Source organism: Limnohabitans sp. T6-5 (assembly GCF_003063315.1).
Classification (GTDB): Bacteria; Pseudomonadota; Gammaproteobacteria; order Burkholderiales; family Burkholderiaceae_C; genus Limnohabitans_A.
The window spans coordinates 1,086,617-1,111,412 of sequence record NZ_NERV01000001.1 but is presented as its reverse complement, the minus strand read 5'-3'; the positions used below and the strand labels follow the sequence as shown (position 1 = coordinate 1,111,412).

Genomic DNA, 24,796 nt, shown 5'->3' with positions numbered 1-24,796 from the left:
CCAAGACATGACCACGCCTGAACCCATGAGCCCCATCACCGAAGACGACATTGCCGACTACTTGGTGAACACGCCGGACTTTTTTGAGCGCCATGCCTCGCTGCTGGCCACGGTGCAATTGACGCACCCCCAAAGCCACCGCGCCGTGGGCCTGCAAGAGCGCCAAGCGCAGATGCTGCGCGACAAGATCAAAGGGCTGGAGCACCGCATCATGGACATGATCCGGCACGGTAATGAAAACATGATCCTGACCGACAAGCTGCACCGCTGGTCGTGTGATCTGCTGGTCACGCCGCCTGCGCAGCGGGCCGAGTCGGCGCTGGAAAATATCCGTGAACTGTTCCAGGTGCCCCAGCTGGCTTTGCGCCTGTGGTCACTGGGCGCTGAGCATGCATCGGCGCCTTATGCCCAAGGGGTGACCGAGTCGTTGCAAAGCTTGGCGGTTTCGCTGGAAACCCCGTATGTCGGCCCCAACTCCGGCTATGAAGCCGTTCAGTGGTTGACTGAACCCGCCCAAGCCGCCTCACTGGCGCTGCTGGCTTTGCGGCCAGCGCCTGGGCAGCCGCCATTTGGCCTGCTGATCCTGGCCTCACCTGATCCGCAACGCTTTAACAGCCAGATGGGCACCGATTTGCTGGAGCGTCTGGGCGAGCTGGCAGGCGCAGCCTTGACGGTGCTGCGCGCGACCCAGGACTGAGTTCTGGCAGGCATGGCTGTTGACACCCCTTCGGCGCCACGCGACGCCGATCCATTGGTCACCCGCTATCTGGCGCATGTGCGCTTTGAAAAACGCCTGGCCGATCGCACTTGCACGCTCTACCAACTGGATTTGACGCGTCTGGCCGACATGGCAGCGGCCGCCCAAGTGCCCTTGCTTCAGGTGCAGACCGGGCACATCCGCCGCTGGGTGGCTCAAATGCACAGCGCTGGGCGCAGCGGGCGGGGCATTGCCCTGATCTTGTCCGGCTGGCGTGGTTTTTATGTGTGGCTGGGACGGGAAGGCCTGATCAGCCACAACCCTGTGCAAGATGTGCGTGCCCCCCGGGTGGCCAAACCCTTGCCCAAAGCCTTGGGGGTGGATGAGGCGGTGCAATTGGCCGAGCATGAAGAAACCGACGATGACCCCTGGCTGGAGGCCCGCGATGCCGCCATGGTCGAGCTGCTGTATGGCTGTGGTTTGCGCATTGCCGAACTCACGGGCCTGGACGTGGTGGCCAGCACCGAGGCCAGTCGGGCCGGGCGAGGCTGGATCGACCTGCAAAACGCCGAAGTGCAGGTGCAAGGCAAAGGCAGCAAGCGCCGCAGCGTGCCTCTGGGGCGCTCGGCCATCGAGGCGCTGACGCGTTGGCTGGAACTGCGCCCTCAGGTGCCCGGCCTGCTGACGCAGCCCACACCCGGTGCGTCGAGTCTGGCGCTGGCGCTGTTTCCCGGGCGCCGTGGCACCCGGCTGACTGCCCGGGCCGTCGAGCAACGCCTCAGACGCCGCAGCCTGCTGGCTGGCCTGGCCACGCCGGTGCACCCGCACATGCTGCGCCACTCCTTTGCCAGCCATGTGCTGCAGTCCAGCGGTGATTTGCGGGCCGTGCAAGAACTTTTAGGCCACGCCAACATCACCACCACACAGGTCTACACCCGGCTGGATTTTCAGCATTTGGCCAAAGCCTACGATGCGGCGCACCCTCGAGCCAAGCGCAAATAAGCTTGGGCTTGCGCCGAAGTCACGACATGGGCTTGCGCCGAAGCCATGAATGTCGGCGCAGCGGACAGGCCCAGCCGGTGCCTGACAATACCTTCCATGAAAACCATTCGACTCAAAGACGGCAAAGAACGTTCCTTGCTGCGCCGCCACCCCTGGGTGTTTGACTCTGCCATTGCCAAAGGCGGCGGTGACCCCGGTGAGACGGTACGTGTGGAATCGCACGCGGGGCAATTTCTGGGTTGGGCATCGTTCAGCCCCAGCTCGCGTATCCGGGCGCGTGTTTGGAGTTTTGACGAAGCCCAGCGCATTGACGCGGCCTTCATCGAGGCACGCATCGCCCAAGCCTTGGCCGCCCGCCAGTGGTTTGACATTCAGAGCGACGGCGTGCGCCTGGTGCATGGCGAGTCGGACGGCTTGCCGGGCCTGATCGTGGACCGCTACGCCGACACGCTGGTCGCCCAGTTCACCAGCTGCGGCACCGAGCGCTTCAAGCAGGTCATTGCCGATGCCTTGCTCAAAATCACAGGCCTCTCGCGTCTGTATGAGCGATCCGATGCCAACGTGCGCAACCTCGAAGGCCTGCCCGAAGTCACTGGCTGGTTGCGCGGCGAAGGCCCCACCGAGATCACCATCCGCGAACACGACTGGCAGCTGACGTTGGACATTGCCACCGGTCACAAAACCGGCTTTTACCTGGACCAGCGCGACAGCCGCCACCGCTTTGCCCAGCACACGCGCCACCGCCAATTTGGAAAGGTGCTCAATTGCTATTGCTACACCGGCGGCTTCACCGTGGCGGCGCTGGCCGGTGGGGCAGGGCATGTGACCTCAATTGATTCTTCTGGCCCGGCACTCGAGCGTGCCCGTGCCCATGTGCGCCTGAACGGCTTTGACGAGTCCCGCGCCAGCTTCATGGACGCCGACGTGAACGCCAGCCTGCGCGCCTTCATCGAAGCGGGTGAAACCTTTGACGCCATCGTGCTCGACCCGCCCAAGTTCGCGCCCACGGCCGCCCATGCCGAGCGCGCCGCCCGCGCCTACAAAGACATCAACCGCCTGGCCTTCAAGTTGCTGGCCCCGGGTGGTGAGCTGTTCACCTACTCCTGCTCGGGCGGCATCAGCGCCGACCTGTTCCACAAAATCGTGGCCTTGGCCGGCACCGATGCGGGCGTGGACGGCTATATCAGCGAACGCCTGCAAGGCGCCCCCGACCACCCGATGACCATCAACTTCCCCGAAGGGGAGTATTTGAAAGGCCTGGTGGTGGTGCGCAAGTGAGGTTTTTAATTGGGGTCAGATTCCGATTGTTTTCATCTTTTTGAGTCTGTTGGCCGGGTGTTGCGCCCGGCAGCGCACTCACTTTCTTTGCTTCGCCTAAGAAAGTAAGCAAAGAAAGGCGAGCCGCAGTCAGGACCCTTCGGGTTCCTTGCGCTGCTCGCATCGGGCGGGGTCGGGTGCAAACTCGCTTCGCTCAAACAAGCACCCGCCCCTGATCCGCCCGCTGCTGTGCTGCTCAGCCCTGCCTGAATGGCGTGAAGTCCACACGGGGCATTGCTTCGCTCGCCCCGTTTCCCGTCCGCCGGGACGAAACCCGTCCAGAGCGCTTCTTGCATTCATCGCTACACTCCCCACCTCTTGTCATTGATCTTTTGCGGAGCATTTCATGGCCCTGATTCCTGCCACCATCCTCACCGGCTTTTTGGGCTCGGGCAAGACCACGCTGCTCAAGCGCGTTTTGACTGAGGCCCATGGCCAGAAAATCGCTGTCATCGAGAATGAGTTTGGCGAGGAAAACATCGACAACGACATCCTGGTCTCGGACACCGAAGAGCAGATCATCCAGATGAGCAATGGCTGCATTTGCTGCACCATCCGTGAAGACTTGCGCGCCACGCTGCAACTGTTGGCCGCCAAGCGCCGCAAGGGCTTGTTGAACTTTGAGCGCATCGTGATCGAAACCACAGGACTGGCCGATCCCGGCCCGGTGGCGCAGACCTTTTTCATGGATGACGAGATCGCTGAGACCTTCTTGCTCGACTCCATCTTGACCTTGGTGGACGCCAAGCACGCGGCGCAGCAACTCAACGACCGCCAGGAAGCGCGTCGCCAGGTGGGCTTTGCCGACCAGATTTTCATCAGCAAGGCCGATCTGGTGTCGGCCGCTGATCTGGACGCTTTGCAGCATCGCCTCAAGCACATGAACCCGCGTGCGCCGCAAAAGGTGGTGCACTTTGGTGAGGTGGCCCTGTCCGAGGTGTTTGACCTCAAAGGCTTCAACCTGAACGCCAAGCTCGACATCGACCCGGATTTCCTGAGCGAAGGCCATGACCATGTCCACGGCGAGCATTGCGATCACCCCTCGCACGAAGACGACCATGACCATGTCCACGGCGAGCACTGCGACCATCCTTCGCATGACCACGAACACAGCCATGGTCATGGCCACCACCATCACCATGACGACGACGTGAAGAGTTTTGTTTTCAGGTCCGAGCGAGCTTTTGACCCGGCCAAGCTGGAAGACTTTTTGGGCGCCATCGTGAACATCTATGGCCCCCGCATGTTGCGCTACAAAGGCGTGCTGAACATGCGCGGCACTGAGCGCAAAGTGATTTTTCAGGGCGTGCACCAACTCATGGGCAGCGATTTGGGGCCGATGTGGGCCGATGGCGAGACCAAAATGAGCAAGATGGTGTTCATTGGCATTGATTTGCCCAAGGATATTTTGTTGCAGGGTCTGGAGCAGTGCCTGATTTGAACCCTGGCCCGTGCATACCGCCTGGCGGCTTTTTTCTGGTGGACTTGTCTTTAATCCGTAGCCAGACGTTTTTTGATCGTTCTAGTCGCTACAATCGCCCGCCTGAAAGCCTCCCCTTTGCGGGCGACTTGCGAACCCCACAAGGTCTATAACAAGGGTTTGAAATGAACATGTACAGGTTATCGGTTCATCTGCAATGTGTTTGCAGTGATCAGACACCTGCCCTTTCACACGGCTAGGAGACAAGACGTGAAGACCTCGAAAAAACCGGCATCCAAGGCGGAGGAACCCAAGGCGAAAGCTGCGGCGCCCCAAAAAAATGCGACACCCGCCAAGGCCGCCTCTGCTGCCAGCAAGGTGACGGCCAAAACAGCCAAGGCCGCACCTGCGGCCAAAGCGGTGCCTGTTCAAAAGAAGGTACAAGCTCCTGAGCCTGTGTCCAAAGTCAAAATCCCAGCTGCCAAGCCTGTGGCCAAAAAAGCCGCGGCAGCAGTGTCTCAACCCAGCCCTGCTGCCAAACCCAAGGCAGCTTCTGTGGCGTCTGTGAAAAAAACAGCGCCAGCACCTCAAGCGAAATCTATGACTGTTAAAAAAGCGGAGCCTGTGAAGGCACCTGCCGTTCAAGCCCCCACCCCTGTTGCGACGCCAGCAGGCCCTGACCAACTCGTTCGTGCCACGCGCCCTTCGGCACGCCTGGCCCAGATCACCGTGCCCTCACTGCCACCTGCGGTGGCATCGACAGCGGCCAAGGCCAGCTTTTTGCCCAGTGCGCCAGCGCCTGCGGTGATGTCTTTCGTGCCCATCAAGAAAGACCCAAAGCTGGCCAACAATTGGAAAACCAAGACGGCAGAACAGCTCACAGACGCTGAAGTTCTGGCCATGCCGGACAGTGAGTACATGAACGAAGTGCAGATGGCGTATTTCCGACGCAAGCTGGTCACGCTCAAGCAGGACATCCTCAACAGTGCCGGTGAGACCACCGAGCATCTGCGTGAAGACACTGTGGTGGTGCCTGATCCGGCGGACCGGGCCACGATTGAAGAGGAGCATGCCCTGGAGTTGCGCACCCGCGACCGTGAACGCAAATTGCTCAAGAAAATTGAGCAGTCGATCATGCTGATCGATGCAGGTGACTATGGCTATTGTGATGAAACCGGCGAACCTATTGGCGTTGGCCGTTTGCTGGCAAGGCCTACAGCGACCTTGTCTCTGGAAGCCCAGCAGCGACGTGAGCTCAAACAGAAGATGTTTGGTGATTGAAGGCCCGATCATTTTGATCTGTAGAAAAACCCCTGTTGAGGGGTTTTTTTACGCGTGATCGAACACCGTCAATACAAGCCAGGTCGAATCGCAGGCAAGGCGTCAGAGCCTTCCACCATCGACCTCCAAAAATGCGATTTTTCCGCAGGTTGTGACTCGAAGTGGTCGTCATGGTGGCTTTGAGGCTTTTATTGAAGGTTTTTTCTGGTATTTGATATTTAATGAATATTTGGTATTTATTCTTTTTATTTCTTCAGGCGCCACTTTCACTACAAACTCTAAGTGTCTAATTTATAAAGGTATTCCATCTTTTTGAGCGTTCAGTTTCGTCGCTAAGCCATTGATTTCATTGAAAAAAATCTGTCAGCGCATCTTTGTGGTGCCATGAATTCCTGATACAGTGCAAAAAAGTGCAAATAAGTGGGTAAAAGTGCCCGCTGTTGCTGCTTGCAACTGAAAAAAGGTCTTCGCAGTGTTTCAAGGGGCTTCATCGCTGAGTCTGGATGCCAAGGGGCGGCTGTCTGTGCCGACCCGGCATCGTGACGTGCTGAGCGCCACCGCACAAGGCCAGCTGACCATCACCAAGCACCCGCATGGCTGCTTGATGGTGTTCCCCCGTCCCGAGTGGGAAAAGTTTCGCGAACGCATTGCCCAGTTGCCCATGTCTGCCCAGTGGTGGAAGCGCATTTTTCTGGGCAACGCCATGGATGTGGAGATGGATGGCACCGGCCGCGTGCTGATTTCGCCCGAGCTGCGCCAAGCAGCGGGTATTTCCAAAGACACCATGCTGCTGGGCATGGGGGGCTACTTTGAGCTGTGGGACAAAACCAGCTATGACGCCCAAGAGGCCCAAGCCATGCAAGGCGAGATGCCCGATGTCTTCAAGGACTTCTCTTTCTGAACACCATGACCGACACCCCACTGACCCATACCACGGTGCTTTTGAACGAAGCGGTGGACGCTTTGCTCGACGGCGCTGCAGGTGCTGACGGCCGGTATGTCGATTGCACCTTTGGTCGCGGGGGCCACTCGCGCCTCATCTTGTCGCGCTTGTCTGAGCAAGGGCGTTTGCAGGCGTTCGACAAAGATCTGGAGGCCATTGCAGAGGCCGGGCGCATTGACGATGCCCGCTTTGCCATCCGGCATGAAGGCTTTTCCAACCTGGGGGAGTTGCCTGCGGGCAGCGTCGATGGTGTGCTGATGGATCTGGGCATCAGCTCTCCACAAATTGACAGCCCCGAGAGGGGTTTTTCTTTTCGTTTCGACGGTCCACTCGACATGCGCATGGACACCACGCGCGGTGAGAGTGTGGCCGAGTGGTTGTCAACGGCAACAGTGGATCAAATCACGGAGGTGATACGTGACTATGGCGAAGAACGGTTTGCTTTTCAGATTGCAAAGGCGCTTGTGGCTCGCCGACAAGAGCGGGGCCCAATTTCAACCACCGCTGAGTTGGCCCAGCTCGTGGCTGACACGGTCAAAACCCGCGAGCCGGGCCAGAACCCTGCAACGCGGACATTTCAGGCTTTTCGGATTTTCATCAATGCCGAACTTGAAGAGCTCGAACAGGCGCTGAAAGCCAGCCTGGGTGTGCTGGCCGAGGGGGGGCGCTTGGTGGTGATCAGCTTTCATTCGCTGGAAGACCGCATCGTCAAGCAGTTCATTGCCAAGCACTCCAAGGAGGTGGTGGACCGCCGCGTGCCATTCGCGCAGCCGGTGGCCATGCGCCTGAATGCCCTGGGCCGTGTCAAGCCGAGTGAAGAAGAAGTGCGTGGCAACCCGCGCTCGCGCAGCGCCATCATGCGCATCGCCGAGCGCACGGGGGTGCCTGCATGACCCGTCTGAACGTGTTGCTTTTGCTGGCAGTGGTCTTCAGTGCCATGGCACTGGTGCACAGCCATTACGAGTCACGTCAGCTGTTCATGGCGCTGGACAGCGCGCGCAAAGAAGCCAAGCGCCTGGAGGTCGAGCAAGACCGCTTGCAGGTTGAGCGCCGGGCTCAGGCCACCCCTTTGCGCGTGGAGCAATTGGCACGGCAAAAGCTGCAAATGCGTGAGGCCACGCCCGCCATCACCCAGTACGTGACCGCCGCAGAGTGGAGCCCATCGGCCAAGGGGGCGCGTCCATGAACACCCGCAGTGTGCAGCTTTCATCGAGCCCCTTGCTGGCCAGCAAGACGCCGGTCTGGCGCAGCCAATTCATTGTGGCGGCCATTGCCCTGGGCTTTTTGGGGCTGGTGGTGCGTGCGGCTTATGTGCAGGTGATCGCCAATGATTTTTTTATCCGTCAAGGGCAGGTGCGCTTTGCGCGGACGCTGACCCTGCCTGCCAACCGGGGGCGCGTGCTCGATCGCAATGGCGTGCTGCTGGCGTCCAGCGTGCCTGCGCCCAGCATCTGGGCCAACCCGGACGAGATGGACCGAGACCCCGCCAAAGAGCGGGAGCTGGCCCGTTTGCTCGAGATGACTTCGGCCGATCTGGACCGCAAACTCAAGGACGACGAGAAAACATTTGTCTGGCTGCGCAGGCAGCTCGATGAGTCGGTGGTCAAGAGCGTTTTGGCCTTGGGCATCAAAGGCGTTTACGACATCAAGGAATACAAGCGCCTCTATCCCGAAGGTGAAGCTGCAGCCCACATCGTGGGCTTTACCAATGTGGAAGACCAAGGGCAAGAAGGCGTTGAGCTGGTGTTCCAAAAGCAGCTGGCTGGCAAGTCGGGTTCTCGCCGCGTCATCAAGGACCGCTTTGGGCGTGCGGTGGAGGATGTGGGCGAGACGGTTCCACCCGAAGACGGGCGTGACCTGCAGTTGAGCATCGACAGCAAGGTGCAGTTTTTTGCTTACCAAAAGCTGCGCGAAGCCGTGCTGGACAACAAGGCCAAAGCGGGCAGCGTGGTCGTGCTCGATGCCCAGTCTGGCGAAGTGCTGGCCCTGGCCAATTACCCCAGTTACTCGCCGGACAAACGGGTCAACCTGAGCGGCGAGCAATTGCGCAACCGCGCCTTGACCGACACGTTTGAGCCGGGCTCCACGATGAAACCCTTTGCGGTTTCATTGGCGCTTGAAAAAGGCATCGTCAGGCCCGATACCCCCATACAGACGGCCCCCGGGCGCATCACCATCACCGGCTCGACCATCACCGACGCGCATCCTCACGGCATGCTCACCGTCAGCGAAGTGATTCAGAAATCCAGCAACGTGGGCACGGTCAAGATGGCCATGCAAATGCAGCCCCATGACATGTGGGAGATGTTCACACAGGTCGGGTTCGGGCAAAAACCGCAGCTGCCCTTTCCGGGGGTGGTGGGGGGGCGTTTGCGCCCCTACAAGACCTGGCGCCCGATTGAGCAGGCCACGATGAGCTATGGCTACGGCATTTCGGCCAGCTTGTTTCAGGTGGCCCGGGCCTACACCACGTTTGCCCGTGATGGCGAAGTGGTGCCCGCAACGCTCATGAAAACCGATCACCAGGTGGCGGGCACACGCGTCATCAGCGTCGAGACGGCCCGGGCCATGCGCAAGATGCTGCAAATGGCCGCAGGCCCCGGCGGCACAGGCCCGAAAGCCCAGACCATGGGCTATTCCGTGGGAGGCAAATCCGGCACCGCGCACAAGCAAGAAGGCAAAGGCTACGCGAGCAAAAAATACCGCGGCTTCTTTGTGGGCATGGCCCCGATCGAGGCGCCCCGCATCATCGTGGCCGTGATGATTGACGAGCCCAGCAATGGTCGTTATTTCGGCGGCGATGTGGCCGCGCCCGTGTTCAGCCAGACCGTGCAGCAAACATTGCGCCTGATGGGGGTGCAGCCCGACATGGCGGTCAAGCCGCAAGTGGTGGCCAAGGCTGTCGAGGAGTCGTTCTGATGCAGACTTTGCACAGTCCCCTCGATGCCGCACGTTGGTTGCGCCAGCGCGTCACGGGTCAGCTGCGCACCGACAGCCGGCAAGTGCAGGCGGGCGATGCCTTCATTGCATGGCCCGGCGCTGCGACCGATGGCCGTCAGTATGTGGCGCAAGCCTTGGCCCAGGGCGCCAGCGCGTGCTTGATGGAGCTTGAAGGGCTGGATGCCTGGCCTGGGCTGACAGGCCAACACGGCGATGAACGCCTGGCCGCGATGCCCGCACTCAAAGCCCAGACGGGTGAGGTGGCCGATGCCTATTACGAGCAGCCCAGCCACGCCCTGAAAGTGCTGGCTGTGACCGGTACCAACGGCAAAACCTCCACCGCCTGGTGGTTGGCGCAAGCCCTGTCGTCCGCCGTGCTGAACCAGGCTTGTGGGCTGATCGGCACCTTGGGTGTGGGCCAGCTGCCGCACCTGACCACCACCGGCATGACCACGCCCGACCCGGTGCTGATGCAGCACCAGTTCCGCACCATGGTGGATGCTGGCGTCACCCACTGTGCCATCGAGGCCTCGTCCATCGGACTGGCCGAGCACCGCCTGGCGGGCACGCACATTCGCGTGGCCGTGTTCACCAATTTCACGCAAGACCACCTGGACTACCACGGCGACATGCGCGCCTACTGGGCTGCCAAGGAGGCGCTGTTTGACTGGCCTGGTTTGCAAGCGGCCGTGATCAACATCGACGATGCCCAAGGCGCCAGCCTGGCCCAGAGTTTGGCTGGCCGGGCGCTGGATCTGGATCTGGATGTTTGGACCTGCTCGCGCCGTTGTGCGGCCCGTTTGCAAGCCCGTTCTGTGCCCAGCCTGCAAGGCCTGGCCTTTGAGGTGCGCGAAGGCGATCAGGTGCACACGCTGCATACCTGTTTGGTGGGTGACTACAACATTGACAACGTGCTCGGGGTCATCGGCAGTTTGCGCGCCCTGGGCGTGAGCCTGGCCCACGCGGTACAAGCCTGTGCGCAGCTCAGTGCCGTGCCCGGGCGCATGCAGCGCGTGGGCACAACAGGCGATGCCCCTCTGGTGCTGGTCGATTACGCCCACACCCCCGATGCCGTGCTGCATGCCCTGACGGCTTTGCGCACGCAAGCGGCGCAGCGCGGCGGTCAACTGTGGTGTGTGCTGGGCTGTGGCGGTGATCGTGATCCTGGCAAACGCCCCTTGATGGCCGCAGCCGCCCAGGCCTGTGCCGACCAGGTGGTGCTGACCAGTGACAACCCGCGTTCGGAGTCGCCCGAAGCGATTTTGGCGCAGATGGTGCAAGGACTGAAAAGCCCCGAGCAAGTGCAAATTCAGCCCGATCGTGCGCAGGCCATCGCACAGGTGGTGGCCCAGGCCGATGCCCGCGATGTGGTTCTGGTGGCTGGCAAAGGACACGAAACCTACCAGGAAGTCCTGGGCGTGCGGCAGCCGTTTTCTGACGTTGCGCAGGTCGAGGCGGCCTTGCAGCGCCGCGCAGCGCAAGGAGTGACGGCATGAGCGCCATGCACCTGAATTTGAATTTGGCGCTGAGCTGGCTCAGCCAGGCCCGGGGGGAACGGCTGGACGGCGTTGAGGCACAACGTGTGCACACCGACAGCCGCAGCCTGCAAGCCGGTGATTTGTTTGTGGCATTGCGCGGCGAGCGCTTCGACGGCAACCAGTTCATCGCGCAAGCCAAGGCGCAAGGCGCTGTGGCCGTGGTGTGTGAGGCCTCAGGCCAGGCCATTGCCGCCGAAGTGGGCATGCCCGCTTTGTTGGTGCCCGATGCGCGCCTGGCGCTCGGCGAATTGGCCGCAGGCTGGCGTGCCCAGTTTGATGTGCCCGTGATTGCGGTCACGGGCAGCAACGGCAAAACCACCGTGACGCAAATGATTGCCTCGATCCTGCGCGCCCATGCGGGAGACGATGCCTTGTCCACACAGGGCAATTTCAACAACGACATCGGCGTGCCCCTGACCTTGTTCAACCTGCGTGCGCACCACCGCATCGCGGTGGTGGAGCTGGGCATGAACCACCCGGGCGAGATAGCCTACCTGGCGCGGCTGGCCCAGCCCACGGTGGCGCTGGTCAACAACGCGCAGCGTGAGCACCAGGAGTTCATGGGCACGGTCAAGGCCGTGGCCGAAGAAAACGGCGCCGTGCTCCAGGCCTTGCCTGCCAACGGGGTGGCCATCTTCCCCGCTGACGATGCCTACACCAGCGTCTGGCAAGCGCTGTCGGGCCAGCGTGCCCGCCGCACATTTGCCTTGCAGCAAGCCGATGTGAGCGCGGCGGTGGTGCTGTGGCAAGCCGGGGCCTGGCAATTCACCCTCAAAAGCGCCGAAGGCACAGCCCCTGTGCGCGTGCATATCGCCGGGCGCCACAACGTCAAGAACGCCCTGGCGGCCAGTGCTTGCGCCTTGGCAGCAGGCGTGCCCCTGGAAGCGGTGGCGCAAGGCTTGCAGGCGTTTGAGCCGGTCAAGGGCCGCTCGCGGGCGTGCGTTGTGCCGGGCTCCGACATCACGCTGGTGGATGACACCTACAACGCCAACCCCGATTCGGTGCTGGCCGCCATTGACGTGCTGGCCGAGTTGCCCGGCCCACGTCTGCTGGTGCTGGGCGATATGGGTGAAGTCGGCAACCAGGGCCCTGAGTTCCATGCCGAAGTGGGCGCCTATGCCGCCGGGCGGGGAATTGAGGCGTTTTACACGTTGGGTGATTTGTGCGTGCACGCTGCCAAGGCCTTTGGCGAGGCTCGGCATTTTGCAGACATGGCCGATCTGCTCGACGCCGTCACACGCAATGTCTTGGGCTTTCAAAGCATCGTGGTCAAAGGATCGCGGTTCATGAAGATGGAGCAAGTGGTGCAGGCGCTGATGACACCCCGCTCAGAACAAAACCAACAACAGGGAGAAGCCCATGCTGCTTAGCTTGGCGCAATGGTTGCAAAGTTTGTCGCCCGAATGGGGCTTCTTGCGTGTTTTCCAATACATCACGTTCCGGGCCGTCATGGCGGCGCTGACGGCGCTGCTCATTGGCTTGGCGGCAGGGCCTGCCGTGATCCGGCGCCTGACCGCGCTGAAAATCGGCCAGCCCATCCGCGGTTATGGCATGGAGTCGCACCTGTCCAAAAGCGGCACACCGACCATGGGCGGCGTTCTGATCCTGTTGTCGATTGCCACGTCCACTTTGTTGTGGTTTGACCTGTCCAACCGCTTTGTCTGGATCGTCTTGATCGTGACTTTGGGCTTCGGCGCCGTGGGCTGGGTCGATGACTGGCGCAAAGTGGTCAACAAAGACCCCGAAGGCATGCCCTCGCGGGAAAAGTATTTCTGGCAATCGGTGATCGGTTTGCTGGCGGCTTTGTATCTGGTGTTCAGCATCTCTGAAAGCTCCAACCTGCGCGTGGTGGACTTGTTTGCCAAATGGGTCATGTCCGGTTTTGATGTCAACCTGCCCCCCAAAGCCGGTCTCATGGTGCCGTTTTTCAAGGAAGTCAGCTATCCGCTGGGTGTGTTCGGCTTTGTGATCCTGTCCTACCTGGTCATTGTGGGGGCGAGCAATGCGGTCAACCTGACCGATGGCCTGGACGGCCTGGCCATCATGCCGGTGGTCATGGTGGGCTCGGCCCTGGGCGTGTTTGCCTATGTGACCGGCAGTTCGGTTTACGCCAAATACCTGTTCTTGCCCCACATTCCCGGCTCCGGTGAGTTGATGATTTTCTGTTCGGCCATGGCGGGCGCCGGGCTGGCCTTTTTGTGGTTCAACACGCACCCCGCACAGGTGTTCATGGGCGACGTGGGCGCGCTGGCGCTGGGCGGTGCATTGGGCACCATCGCGGTCATCGTGCGCCAGGAAATCGTGCTGGCCATCATGGGCGGGATCTTTGTGGTCGAAGCCTTGTCGGTCATGGCGCAGGTGAGCTACTTCAAGTACACCAAAAAGAAATATGGCACGGGACGCCGCATCCTCAAGATGGCGCCCTTGCACCACCATTTCGAAAAGAGCGGCTGGAAAGAGACACAGGTGGTTGTGCGCTTTTGGATCATCACCATGCTGCTGTGCCTGGTCGGCTTGTCGACCCTGAAGCTGAGGTAAACCATGCAGCTTCAAGGTCTCAATGTTCTGATTCTCGGTTTGGGTGCTTCGGGCCTGGCGATGGCCCGCTGGTGCGCCCGTGCCGGAGCGGATGTGACCGTGGCCGATACCCGCCAAGCCCCGCCGCAATTGGCCGCCCTGCAGGCCGAGTGGCCGCAGGTCCGCTTTGTGTCTGGCCCCTTCACCGCAGCCCTGGTGGACGGCACGCCTGTGCGCGCTGTGTTCCGCAGCCCCGGCTTGGCCCCTGAAGTGGTGGCACCCGTGGTGGATGCGGCCAAGGCCGTGGGCTTGTGGCAAGGCGGTGAGCTGACGCTGTTTGCCGCAGCCTTGGAGGATTTGAAAACCATTTACGGCTACGCCCCGCAAGTGCTGGCCATCACCGGCACCAATGGCAAAACCACGGTGACCTCGCTGACCGGTCAACTGGTGGCGCGTGCAGGCAAGTCGGTGAAGGTGGCTGGCAACATCGGACCCACCTTGCTCGACACCTTGGCCGAAGCCATTGAGCAAGCCCAAGCGCTGCTTGCACAGCAAGCCCTGGAGGCTACAGAGCAGGATGCACAGGCCGAGGCGCCGCTTGCAGCAGATGACGTGCCTGCACCGATTCAGCCCGAGCCCGCAGCAGAGCCATCGACAGCGCCAGAAGGCGAAGGCCCGGATACCGAGGCAGCCGAGGCCACAACGGCTGCCCATGCAGATACCGAGGCGGATACCGAGGCGGATGCCGAAGTGGATGCTCAAGCGAAAGCCAAAGCGGATCACGAAGAAGAGGCCACACCCGCCTTGCCCCCCGGCATCGTGGCGCCCGAAGCACCCGTCCGCGTGCACCCCATGGCCCCGGCCTTGCCCCAGGTCTGGGTGCTGGAACTGTCGAGTTTTCAGCTCGACAGCAGCGAAGGCTTTGAGCCCACAGCAGCCACGGTGCTCAACATCACCCAAGACCACCTGGACTGGCACGGCTCCATGAGTGCGTATGCGGCGGCCAAAGCACGCATATTTGGGCAGCAAGGCCTGATGGTGCTCAACCGTGAAGACGTGCAGGTCATGGCCATGCGGCCTGCCCCCATTCGCGTCAAGTTGCAACGCCCGCAAGAGCGGCCCTATGTGTCGTTTGGCGGGGACATGCCCCAGCGGCCCGGTGATTTCGGCATCGAAGTCATGAACGGCATGACCTGGCTGGTGCGCGCCCTGGAGGCCGATGAAACCCGACGCCGTCGCAAAGACGATGCCGAAGAGCTGCACATTCAGCGCCTGATGCCTGCGGATGCCTTGCGGATTCGGGGGCGCCACAACGCCGTCAACGCCTTGGCTGCGCTGGCGCTGGCCAGCACGGCCGGGTGTGCGCTGGCGCCCATGCTGTATGGCTTGCGCGAATACCGTGGCGAGCCGCACCGCGTGGAGCCTGTGGCCCTGATCCATGAGGTGGAATACTTTGACGACAGCAAAGGCACCAATGTGGGCGCCACGGTGGCGGCCTTGCACGGGCTGGGCGCCGACCGCCGCGTGGTGCTCATTTTGGGGGGCGACGGCAAGGGGCAGGATTTTTCGCCACTGGTCGAGCCCGTCAGCCGCTATGCGCGTGGCGTGGTCCTGATCGGCCGTGATGCCCCGTTGATCCGCGAGGCACTGCAGCTGAGCGCTGTGCCCCTGCAAGACGCCGACAGTCTGCAGGCCGCGGTCGTTCAGGCCAAAGACATGGCCCGCAGTGGCGACGCCGTGCTGATGTCGCCAGCGTGCGCCAGCCTGGACATGTTCAACAACTATGAGCACCGTGCGCAGGTCTTTTGTCAGGCCGTGGCCGAATTGGCCGATGCGGCCGGTGTGTCGATGGAGGGCGGCCTGTGAGCGAGACCCTGAGCCTGTCGCAACGCGTTAGCGCCGCCGTGGCACGCCTGGGGGCCGTGTTTTCGGGGGGCACGCCTGCGGTCAGCCATGCAGGCTTGCCCGTCAACCTGGGCGGCTATGAGTTTGCAGGCCAGTCGGGGCGATCAGGTGCCCGGCTGCAAGGGGTCGATCAGGCCTTGGTCTGGGTGGTGGTGGCCTTGCTGATGTGGGGCATGGTCATGGTGTACTCGGCATCGATTGCGATGCCGGACAACCCCCGTCTGGTGCGGCTGACGCACACCCATTACCTGTGGCGGCATGTGATGTCGTTGGCCATGGGCACTGTGGTGGCCTTGCTGGCGTTTCAGGTGCCTATGGCCACCTGGGAAAAAATGGCACGCCCCCTGTTTGTCTGTTCATTGGTGCTGCTGGCACTGGTGCTGATTCCCTACATCGGCAAGAGCGTGAATGGCGCACGGCGCTGGATAGCCCTGGGCATCACGAATTTTCAGCCTTCCGAGTTGGCCAAGTTGGCCACCATCATCTATGCGGCTGATTACATGGTGCGCAAGATGGATGTGAAGGAAGATTTCATCCGCGCGGTGTGGCCCATGATGGCGGCGATGACGGTGGCCGGTGTGTTTTTGCTGGCCGAGCCCGACATGGGGGCCTTCATGGTGATCGCCGTTATCGCGATGGGCATCCTGTTTCTGGGCGGGGTGAATGTCCGCATGTTCATGTGGAGCCTCAGCGGTTTGCTGGTCGCATTCGTGATCATGATTGTCTTGTCGCCCTGGCGGCGCGAGCGAATTTTTGCTTACCTTGACCCCTTCAACTCGGCCTATGCCCTGGGCAAAGGCTACCAGTTGTCGCATTCGCTGATTGCCATCGGGCGCGGCGAAATCTGGGGCGTGGGCCTGGGGGGCAGTGTCGAAAAACTCCATTGGTTGCCCGAAGCGCACACCGACTTTCTGTTGGCCGTGATCGGTGAAGAGTTCGGTCTGGTCGGGGTGTCGGTGGCGATTTTTCTGTTCTTGTGGCTGAGCCGCCGCATCATGGTCATCGGTCGCCAATCCATCGCGCTGGACAAAGTTTTTTCCGGACTGGTCGCGCAAGGCGTGGGCATCTGGATCGGCTTTCAGGCCTTCATCAACATGGGCGTGAATCTGGGCGCTTTGCCCACCAAAGGGCTGACCTTGCCGCTGATGAGCTATGGCGGCTCCGCCATCATGCTCAATCTGGTGGCCATCGCCATTGTGTTGCGCATCGACGCCGAAAACAAACAACTGATGCGTGGAGGGCGATCATGAACCGCCGATGCGCATTGGTCATGGCTGGCGGAACCGGCGGGCACATCTTCCCGGGCCTGGCCGTGGCCGAAGCCTTGCGCGAAGCAGGCTGGCGCGTGCACTGGATGGGCGCACCCGACAGCATGGAAAGCCAGTTGGTGCCGCCGCGCGGCTTCCCGTTTGAAACCGTCGAATTTGGTGGTGTGCGGGGCAAAGGCCTCATGACCTGGCTCAAGCTGCCGTTCAAATTGCTGCGCGCCTTCTGGCAAAGCCTGCAAGTCGTGCGCCGTGTCCAGCCCGATGTGGTGCTGGGCCTGGGCGGTTACATCACCTTGCCGGGCGGCTTGATGGCGCGTCTGTGCGGCAAACCGGTGGTGCTGCACGAGCAAAACTCTGTGGCAGGTCTGTCCAACAAGGTGCTGGCCCGGGTCGCGGCCCGGGTGTTCACGGCTTTTCCGGGGGTGTTCAAACAAGGCCGATGGGTGGGCAACCCCCTGCGCAAAGCCTTCACCGAGCAAGCCGAACCAGCGATGCGGTTTGCAGGCCGCACCGGCCCTCTGCGTGTGCTGGTGGTGGGCGGCAGTCTGGGGGCCAAAGCCTTGAACGACACCGTGCCACAGGCCTTGGCCTTGATGCCAGCGGCTGTGCGCCCGGTGGTCATTCACCAAAGTGGCGCCAAACAAATTGAGGCCTTGCGTGCCAATTACCAAGCGGCAGGTGTGCAAGCCGAGTTGACGCCTTTCATCGACGACACGGCCAGCGCTTTTGCCCAAGCCGACTTGGTGATCTGCCGTGCAGGGGCCAGCACCGTCACTGAAATGGCGGCCGTGGGGGCGGCGGCGCTCTACGTGCCCTTTCCTCATGCGGTGGATGACCACCAAACCACCAATGCCCAGTTCCTGTGCGCGCAGGGCGGGGGCTGGTTGTTGCCGCAATCGCAATTGACGCCGCAGGGCCTGGCGGATCGCCTGTCGGGCTGGCGCCGGGAGAGCTTGCTGGCTTGCGCCGAAAAAGCTTATGAACAGAAAAAAACAAAAGCCACACAAGAGCTTGTGATGGCTTGTGAGGAGTTGACTGCATGAAACACGCCATCCGAAAAATCCATTTCATCGGTGTCGGTGGATCGGGCATGAGCGGCATTGCCGAAGTGCTGCTGAACCTGGGCTATCAGGTGTCGGGGTCTGACCTGTCCGACAGCGCCACCTTGCGCCGTTTGGCGGCTCTGGGCATTGAAACGCATGTGGGCCATGCCGCTGCCAACGTCAAGGATGCTGACGCCGTGGTGACCTCCACCGCCGTGAAAGCCGACAACCCCGAAGTGCTGGCTGCCCGCGAACGTCATATTCCCATCGTGCCGCGTGCAGTGATGCTGGCCGAGCTCATGCGCATGAAGCAAGGCGTGGCCATTGCCGGCACGCACGGCAAAACAACTACCACCAGCCTGGTGGCCAGTGTGCTGGCCGAAGCCGGGTTGGACCCCACCTTTGTGATCGGTGGGCGCCTGAACAGTGCAGGTGCCAACGCCAAGCTGGGCACGGGTGACTACATCGTGGTCGAAGCTGACGAGTCGGATGCATCGTTTTTGAACCTGTTGCCGGTGATGGCGGTGGTCACCAACATCGACGCCGACCACATGGAAACCTATGGCCATGACTTGGCTCGGCTGAAAGCAGCCTTTGTGGACTTCCTGCACCGCATGCCTTTTTATGGCACTGCGATTGTTTGCAGTGACGACCCGGGTGTGCAATCCATCGTGGACGAGATCGCCCGCCCCGTAACGACGTATGGCCTGAACGAAGGCGCTCAGGTGCGTGCCGTGAATGTGCGCGCCGAGAACGGTCAGATGCACTTCACGGTGCAACGGCGCAACGGCGTCACTCTGCCCGACATGGACCTGGTGCTGAACCTGCCGGGCCTGCACAACGTGCTCAATGCCTTGGCCGCCGTGGCCGTGGCGGTGGAGCTGGGCGTGGACGATGCCGCCGTTCAACGGGCACTGGCAGGTTTTAAGGGCGTGGGCCGACGTTTTCAGCGTTATGGCGATGTGGCCGTGCCTGGCGGCGTTGGGCGCTTCACGGTCATTGACGACTACGGGCACCACCCAGTGGAAATGGCCGCAACGCTGGCCGCTGCGCGAGGTGCCTTTCCGGGGCGTCGACTGGTGCTGGCGTTTCAGCCGCACCGCTACAGCCGCACACGCGATTGTTTTGAAGACTTCGTCAAGGTCATTGGCCAGGGCTGCGACAGCGTGCTCTTGTCCGAGGTGTATGCCGCTGGCGAAGCACCGATTGTGGCTGCGGATGGTCGGTCTTTGGCGCGGGCCCTGCGCGTGGCAGGCAAGGTGGAGCCGGTGTTTGTCGATGACATCGCCGACATGACGCAAGCCGTGCTGGGCAACGCCCGCGATGGCGATGTGCTGATCTGCATGGGCGCAGGCTCCATCGGCGGTGTGCCCGCCAAAGTGGTCGAGACGGGAGGTGCGGTGTGAGCACATCCAACTTTGGCAAAGTGGCGGTCCTCATGGGCGGGCGCTCGGCAGAGCGCGAAGTCTCTCTCATGTCCGGCCAGGGCGTGCTCAAAGCCTTGCAGGCCGAGGGGGTGACCGCGCAGGCATTTGACCCCGCCGAACGGGACCTGAGCGCGTTGCAGCGCGAAGGTTTTGCGCGCTGCTTCATCGCCCTGCATGGCCGTTATGGGGAAGATGGCACGGTGCAAGGCGCACTGGAGTTGCTAGGCATCCCCTACACCGGATCGGGCGTGATGGCTTCAAGCATTGCGATGGACAAGACCATGACCAAACGGGTCTGGCTGGCAGAGGGCTTGCCTACCCCCGCCTATGTGCTGGTGCGCCGAGCGCAACTGGCCACCGTGAATGGGGCTGATCTGGTCGAGAAGCTGGGCTTGCCCATGATCGTCAAACCTGCCCGCGAGGGTTCGTCGATTGGCGTGACCAAGGTGCTGAATGTGCAGGACTTGCCTGCCGCATTGGCAGCCGCTGCACAGTGCGATGCCGACATCCTGTGCGAGCAATGCATTGTGGGTGACGAGGTGACCTGCCCGGTTCTGGGCGAAGGCGACAGCGCCCGCGCCTTGCCTGTGATCCGCATCGTGGCGCCTGAGGGCAACTACGACTACCAAAACAAATACTTCACCGACGACACCCAATACCTGGTGCCCAGCGGTCTGTCTGCTGCCGAAGAGGCGTCAATAGAGGCCTTGGTGGTCAAGGCTTATCAGGTGTTGGGCTGCAGGGGCTGGGGCCGCATCGACGTGATGATCGATGCCGCCACGCGCCAGCCGTATCTGTTGGAAATCAACACATCGCCAGGCATGACGGGGCATTCGCTGGTGCCCATGTCGGCTCGCGCTGCGGGCATCAGCTACGAGGCCTTGTGCACGCAACTGCTGGCGTCGGCCACGTTGGACAACGTCAAGGAGCGCCTGGGATGAACAAGACCCTGCCCTTGCCGCTGGATGTCCGGCTCATGAACATGACCACCGCTTTGCTGGTGGCCGTGCTGGTGTGGCTGTCCGTCGCCGCAGGGGTCTGGTGGTTGATTCGTCATCCCATGTTTGCCATCGAGTCCATCACCGTACAAGGGGAAGTGGGTCATAACAACGCCGTCACCTTGCGTGCCAATGTGATGCCCAAGTTGAGTGGCAACTTTTTCACACTCGACCTGGCGCAAGCCCGTGATGCCTTTGAAGACGTGCCCTGGGTGCGTACAGCGGTGGTGCAACGAGATTTCCCCAATCGATTACGGACCATTTTGCAAGAGCACCACCCGGTGGCTTTGTGGGGCGAAGAAGACGCCAACACCATGGTCAACGAACAGGGCCAAGTGTTTGAGGCCAATGTGGAAGACGCCGATGTGGAGCAACTGCCCCGCATGAAAGGGCCAGTGGGTTTGTCCGCCGATGTGATGCGCATGTACCGCTATCTGCAGCCCTTGTTTCAAGCCTTGGACATGGACATTGAACAGATGGAGTTGACCCCGAGAGGCAGCTGGCGCGTCTTGCTGCAAGGCGGTGCGCAGATTGAATTGGGCCGTGGCACAGAAGCTGAAATCGGCCTGACTGTGCAGCGCTTTCTCAGAACGCTGTCACAGGTCACGTCACGGTATGGCAGAACGCCAACGGCTTTGCTGGCCGCAGATTTGCGCCACAAGGACGGTTACGCGCTGCGCTTGCGCGGTGTGAGCACGGTCGATGTGGACAGCAAGAAAAAGCCCTGAGCAATCAGGCAACGGAACATGAAACGGAAACGGTGAGTCAAATGGCAAAAGAGTACAAAGATCTGGTCATCGGGTTGGACATTGGCACCTCCAAAGTCATGGCGGTGGTGGCTGAGGTCATGCCCGATGGCGAACTCAAGATCGCGGGCTTGGGCATCGCGCCTGGCAATGGCCTCAAGCGCGGCGTGGTGGTCAACATCGACGCCACTGTGCAAAGCATTCAGCAGGCGCTCAAAGAGGCCGAGCTGATGGCGGACTGCAAGATCACGCGTGTCAATTGCGGCATCACGGGCAGCCATATCCGAGGCATCAATTCCAGTGGCATGGTGGCCATCAAGGACAAGGAAGTCACGCCCGCCGATGTGGCCCGTGTGATGGAGACGGCGCGTGCCATCAACATCTCGACCGACCAGCGTTTGCTGCTGGTGGCCCCCCAAGAATTCGTGATCGATAGCCAGGAAGTCAAAGAGCCCATAGGTATGAGCGGCATGCGCCTGGAGGCCAAAGTGCACATCGTCACCGGTGCGCAAAGTGCGGCCGAGAACATCATCAAGTGCGTGCGCCGCTGCGGCCTGGAAGTGGACCAATTGCTGCTCAACCCCCAGTCATCGAGCCTGGCGGTGTTATCCGAAGACGAACGTGAATTGGGCGTGGTCTGTGTGGACATTGGTGCAGGCACGACCGATGTGGCGATCTTTGCCAACGGCTCCATCCGCCACACGGCGGTGATTCCGATTGCGGGCGACCTGATCACCAGCGATATCGCCATGGCCTTGCGCACCCCCACCAAAGACGCCGAAGACATCAAGGTCGAAAGCGGCTATGCCAAGCAGCTTCTGGCCGACCCGGACGCGCAAGTGGAAGTGCCGGGGCTGGGTGATCGCGGCCCCCGAATGCTGAGCAAGCAAGCGCTGGCGGGCGTGATCGAGCCGCGCATCGAAGAAATCTTCTCGCTGGTGCACCAGGTCATCCGCGAGTCAGGTTATGAAGAAGTGCTGTCCTCGGGCATCGTGCTCACAGGCGGCAGCGCGGTCATGCCTGGCATGGTCGAGTTGGGTGAAGACATCTTCCTCAAGCCCGTGCGCCGTGGCTTGCCCAAATACAGAGGCGGACTGGCCGACATGGTCAGCCAGCCACGCGCAGCCACCGTGATGGGCTTGCTTGAAGAAGCCCGCCTGGCGCGCTTGCGTGGCTACAAAGTGACCCAAAAGCAAAGTTCAGTAAACAACGCATTTGGTCGTCTTCGTGATTTTTTTGTGGGGAACTTCTGATGAACTGGAAAAACCGATTTCAGGCCAGAGGCAGTCCACTCCCTTTCAGGCCCAGGCGATGTTGAAACATCCCCATTAGGCAAACACTCAAAATTTCAGGCAACTGCAGATATTCAGATTTAGGAGAGCACCATGAGCATCGAAATGATTCAAACCGAAGAATTCAATCAAGGCACACAGATCAAAGTGATCGGTGTCGGCGGCGGCGGCGGCAATGCCGTGGAGCACATGATTGAGCGTCAAGTTCAAGGCGTGGAGTTCATCTGCGCCAACACCGATGCGCAGGCATTGGCCCGCAGCGCGGCGCACCGTTTCATCCAGCTGGGTCAAACCGGCCTGGGCGCTGGCAGCAAGCCCGACAAAGGCCGTGAAGCGGCAGAAAGCGCCGAAACCGACATCCGCACCGCCATCGAAGGCGCGCACATGTTGTTCATCACCGCCGGCATGGGCGGCGGTACCGGCACAGGCGCCGCGCCCGTGATTGCCCGCATCGCCAAAGAAATGGGCATCCTCACCGTGGGTGTGGTGACCAAGCCATTCGAGTTTGAAGGCGGTCGCCGCATGAGCAATGCCGATCAGGGCATGGTCGAACTCGAAGCCAATGTCGATTCATTGATCGTGGTGTTGAACGAAAAACTGCTGGAACTGCCCGGTGGCGAAGACATGACGCAAGACGAGGCGTTTGCGCACGCCAACGACGTGCTGAAAAACGCCGTGGGCGGCATTGCCGAGATCATCAACGTGCCAGGCCATGTGAACGTCGACTTTGAAGACGTGCGCACCGTGATGGGTGAGCCTGGCAAAGCCATGATGGGCACCGCTGCTGCCAGCGGCCCGGACCGTGCCCGCATCGCAGCCGAGCAAGCCGTCGCGTGCCCATTGCTTGAGGGTGTAGACCTGTCGGGCGCCAAGGGCGTTCTGGTGCTGATCAGTGCAGCCAAAGGCTCTTTGAAGCTGACAGAGTCCAAGCAGGCCATGAACACCATCCGCGCCTATGCCTCTGACAACGCCCATGTGATTTATGGCACGGCTTACGACGAAAGCCTGGGTGACGAAATCCGCGTGACCGTCGTGGCCACAGGCTTGTCCAAGCAAGGCGCACGCCGCAGCGCCCCCATGCAAGTGATCCGCACAGGCACCGACAACGTGCCTTTCATGATGGGCGGACATGATGCCGTGGCTTCGTCGATGCACACTGCAGTGCCATCGGCCACCAATGGCATGAACACACCCGCCATCTGGCGCAGCAACCGCACCCACGCAGCCACCCGCGTGGACGGCATGTCAGCTGCGGGCATGGACGACATCGAGATTCCCGCTTTCTTGCGCAAGCAGGCAGATTGATGACCTGATCTGTCGGTCACAGGTGCTTTGAGGCCTGACAGGCTTGGCCTGTCAGGCCTCATTTTTATGTGGCGCGGGGGCTGATATCAGCCTATACCTTGTCAGGACGACACAAAGCCTTGCCAATTAAAATTCAAACATGCTCGCTCAACGTACCCTTAAATCCTTGACCCAGGCCGTCGGCGTGGGTTTGCACAGTGGCCAACGGGTCGAGTTGACGCTGCGGCCTGCGCCGCCCGACACGGGCATCGTGTTTCGCCGTATCGATTTGCCTGAACCGGTGGACATTCCGGTCAGGGCCGAGTCGGTCACCGACACCCGACTGGCTTCCACGATTTCAGTGGGCCAGGCCAAGGTGTACACGGTGGAGCATCTGATGTCGGCCTGTGCAGGCTTGGGCATTGACAATCTGTATGTCGACATCACTGCCGAAGAGGTGCCCATTCTGGACGGGTCGGCCGCCTCATTTGTGTTCTTGCTGCAAAGCGCGGGCATCGTAGAACAACAGACCCCCAAACGCTTTATCCGCCTGCTCAAGACGGTGCAGGTCAGTGAGGGTACCGGCGAAAACATCAAGTGGGCGCGCCTGGAGCCCTATCACGGCTACAAACTGAGCTTTGAAATCGACTTTCATCACCCCGCTGTGGACTCCACGGGTCAGCAAGTCGTATTTGACATGTCTGAAGGCGTCTATGCCCGGGACATCGCCCGAGCCCGCACCTTCGGCTTCACCAAAGATGTGGAAATGCTGCGCGCCAACGGCCTGGCCCTGGGTGGCGGCCTGGACAACGCCATCGTCATGGACGACTACAAAGTGCTCAACTCAGACGGATTGCGTTACGACGATGAATTCGTCAAACACAAAATCCTCGACGCCATGGGTGACTTGTACATCGTGGGCAAACCCTTGCTGGCCGCCTACAGCGCATTCCGCTCGGGGCACGCCATGAACAACCTGCTGCTGCGCGAGTTGCTGTCCCAACCCGATGCCTACGAAGTGGTGACGTTCGACAAATCCAGCCAGGCCCCTAAAGGTTTTGCGGCTCTGCAACCGGCCTGGTAAATCCCGACAAGCGGCCTTTACAAGCGCCATGTCGGGGTCTTCGACCACCGACCTACAAGACACCGCTTCCGTAGGTCGGCACGCGAAGAGTCCG

General features: G+C 61.1%; 21 protein-coding genes. All 21 read left to right on the top strand.

Annotated elements, in window-relative coordinates:
• Positions 1-7 precede the first annotated feature (7 nt).
• The 21 genes from B9Z51_RS04810 to lpxC all read left to right on the top strand — a co-directional run bounded on the left by B9Z51_RS04810 (position 8) and on the right by lpxC (position 24,702).
• On the top strand, positions 8-697 hold the full coding sequence (locus B9Z51_RS04810) for a DUF484 family protein (RefSeq protein WP_108372238.1): 690 nt from the start codon (positions 8-10) through the stop codon (positions 695-697).
• Positions 698-709: 12 nt separating this feature from the next.
• The gene (locus tag B9Z51_RS04805; protein WP_108372236.1) at positions 710-1,699 is read left to right on the top strand and encodes a tyrosine recombinase XerC; all 990 of its coding nucleotides are present in this window, start codon (positions 710-712) and stop codon (positions 1,697-1,699) included.
• A gap of 96 nt (positions 1,700-1,795) precedes the next feature.
• Positions 1,796-2,977: a class I SAM-dependent rRNA methyltransferase gene (locus tag B9Z51_RS04800; protein WP_108372234.1), complete on the top strand. Its 1,182-nt coding sequence runs from the start codon at positions 1,796-1,798 to the stop codon at positions 2,975-2,977.
• A 385-nt stretch (positions 2,978-3,362) separates the two neighbouring features.
• Positions 3,363-4,457 carry a GTP-binding protein gene (locus B9Z51_RS04795; RefSeq protein WP_108372232.1) on the top strand — a complete coding sequence of 365 codons (1,095 nt, stop codon included), beginning with the start codon at positions 3,363-3,365 and terminating at the stop codon, positions 4,455-4,457.
• 492 nt (positions 4,458-4,949) lie between these two features.
• Positions 4,950-5,717 (top strand): RNA polymerase-binding protein DksA, encoded by a 768-nt coding sequence (dksA, locus tag B9Z51_RS04790; RefSeq protein WP_369958647.1) that lies wholly within the window; start codon positions 4,950-4,952, stop codon positions 5,715-5,717.
• 472 nt (positions 5,718-6,189) lie between these two features.
• Complete coding sequence (gene mraZ, locus B9Z51_RS04785) at positions 6,190-6,618, top strand: division/cell wall cluster transcriptional repressor MraZ (RefSeq protein ID WP_108372230.1); 429 nt, start codon at positions 6,190-6,192, stop codon at positions 6,616-6,618.
• 5 nt (positions 6,619-6,623) lie between these two features.
• On the top strand, positions 6,624-7,553 hold the full coding sequence (gene rsmH, locus B9Z51_RS04780) for a 16S rRNA (cytosine(1402)-N(4))-methyltransferase RsmH (protein ID WP_108372228.1): 930 nt from the start codon (positions 6,624-6,626) through the stop codon (positions 7,551-7,553).
• The gene (gene ftsL / locus B9Z51_RS04775) at positions 7,550-7,846 is read left to right on the top strand and encodes a cell division protein FtsL (protein WP_108372227.1); all 297 of its coding nucleotides are present in this window, start codon (positions 7,550-7,552) and stop codon (positions 7,844-7,846) included. Before rsmH ends, ftsL begins: the two co-directional genes overlap by 4 nt.
• Entirely contained in the window at positions 7,843-9,579 is a 1,737-nt protein-coding gene (locus B9Z51_RS04770) for a penicillin-binding protein 2 (RefSeq protein WP_108372225.1), read from the top strand. The genes ftsL and B9Z51_RS04770 overlap by 4 nt, the downstream gene beginning before the upstream one ends.
• Complete coding sequence (locus B9Z51_RS04765; RefSeq protein WP_108372223.1) at positions 9,579-11,096, top strand: UDP-N-acetylmuramoyl-L-alanyl-D-glutamate--2,6-diaminopimelate ligase; 1,518 nt, start codon at positions 9,579-9,581, stop codon at positions 11,094-11,096. The genes B9Z51_RS04770 and B9Z51_RS04765 overlap by 1 nt, the downstream gene beginning before the upstream one ends.
• Positions 11,093-12,508 carry a UDP-N-acetylmuramoyl-tripeptide--D-alanyl-D-alanine ligase gene (gene murF, locus B9Z51_RS04760; protein WP_108372221.1) on the top strand — a complete coding sequence of 472 codons (1,416 nt, stop codon included), beginning with the start codon at positions 11,093-11,095 and terminating at the stop codon, positions 12,506-12,508. Before B9Z51_RS04765 ends, murF begins: the two co-directional genes overlap by 4 nt.
• Positions 12,498-13,676, top strand: a complete 1,179-nt coding sequence (gene mraY / locus B9Z51_RS04755) for a phospho-N-acetylmuramoyl-pentapeptide-transferase (protein WP_108372219.1) — start codon at positions 12,498-12,500, stop codon at positions 13,674-13,676. The genes murF and mraY overlap by 11 nt, the downstream gene beginning before the upstream one ends.
• A gap of 3 nt (positions 13,677-13,679) precedes the next feature.
• Positions 13,680-15,521, top strand: coding sequence for a UDP-N-acetylmuramoyl-L-alanine--D-glutamate ligase (gene murD / locus B9Z51_RS04750; RefSeq protein WP_108372217.1), 1,842 nt, complete (start codon positions 13,680-13,682; stop codon positions 15,519-15,521).
• Between the two features lie 38 nt (positions 15,522-15,559).
• Positions 15,560-16,810: a putative lipid II flippase FtsW gene (ftsW, locus tag B9Z51_RS04745; RefSeq protein ID WP_233254849.1), complete on the top strand. Its 1,251-nt coding sequence runs from the start codon at positions 15,560-15,562 to the stop codon at positions 16,808-16,810.
• Positions 16,807-17,871, top strand: a complete 1,065-nt coding sequence (gene murG / locus B9Z51_RS04740) for an undecaprenyldiphospho-muramoylpentapeptide beta-N-acetylglucosaminyltransferase (protein WP_108372215.1) — start codon at positions 16,807-16,809, stop codon at positions 17,869-17,871. The genes ftsW and murG overlap by 4 nt, the downstream gene beginning before the upstream one ends.
• Positions 17,868-19,277 carry a UDP-N-acetylmuramate--L-alanine ligase gene (gene murC, locus B9Z51_RS04735; RefSeq protein WP_108372213.1) on the top strand — a complete coding sequence of 470 codons (1,410 nt, stop codon included), beginning with the start codon at positions 17,868-17,870 and terminating at the stop codon, positions 19,275-19,277. The genes murG and murC overlap by 4 nt, the downstream gene beginning before the upstream one ends.
• A complete protein-coding gene (locus B9Z51_RS04730) occupies positions 19,274-20,239 on the top strand; it encodes a D-alanine--D-alanine ligase (protein ID WP_108372211.1) in 966 nt (321 codons plus the stop codon). The genes murC and B9Z51_RS04730 overlap by 4 nt, the downstream gene beginning before the upstream one ends.
• Positions 20,236-21,024 (top strand): cell division protein FtsQ/DivIB, encoded by a 789-nt coding sequence (locus B9Z51_RS04725; protein ID WP_108372209.1) that lies wholly within the window; start codon positions 20,236-20,238, stop codon positions 21,022-21,024. The genes B9Z51_RS04730 and B9Z51_RS04725 overlap by 4 nt, the downstream gene beginning before the upstream one ends.
• Before the next feature lie 41 nt (positions 21,025-21,065).
• Positions 21,066-22,295, top strand: coding sequence for a cell division protein FtsA (gene ftsA, locus B9Z51_RS04720; RefSeq protein ID WP_108372208.1), 1,230 nt, complete (start codon positions 21,066-21,068; stop codon positions 22,293-22,295).
• 132 nt (positions 22,296-22,427) lie between these two features.
• A complete protein-coding gene (gene ftsZ / locus B9Z51_RS04715; RefSeq protein ID WP_108372206.1) occupies positions 22,428-23,639 on the top strand; it encodes a cell division protein FtsZ in 1,212 nt (403 codons plus the stop codon).
• A gap of 139 nt (positions 23,640-23,778) precedes the next feature.
• Positions 23,779-24,702, top strand: coding sequence for a UDP-3-O-acyl-N-acetylglucosamine deacetylase (lpxC, locus tag B9Z51_RS04710; protein ID WP_108372204.1), 924 nt, complete (start codon positions 23,779-23,781; stop codon positions 24,700-24,702).
• Positions 24,703-24,796: the final 94 nt, after the last annotated feature.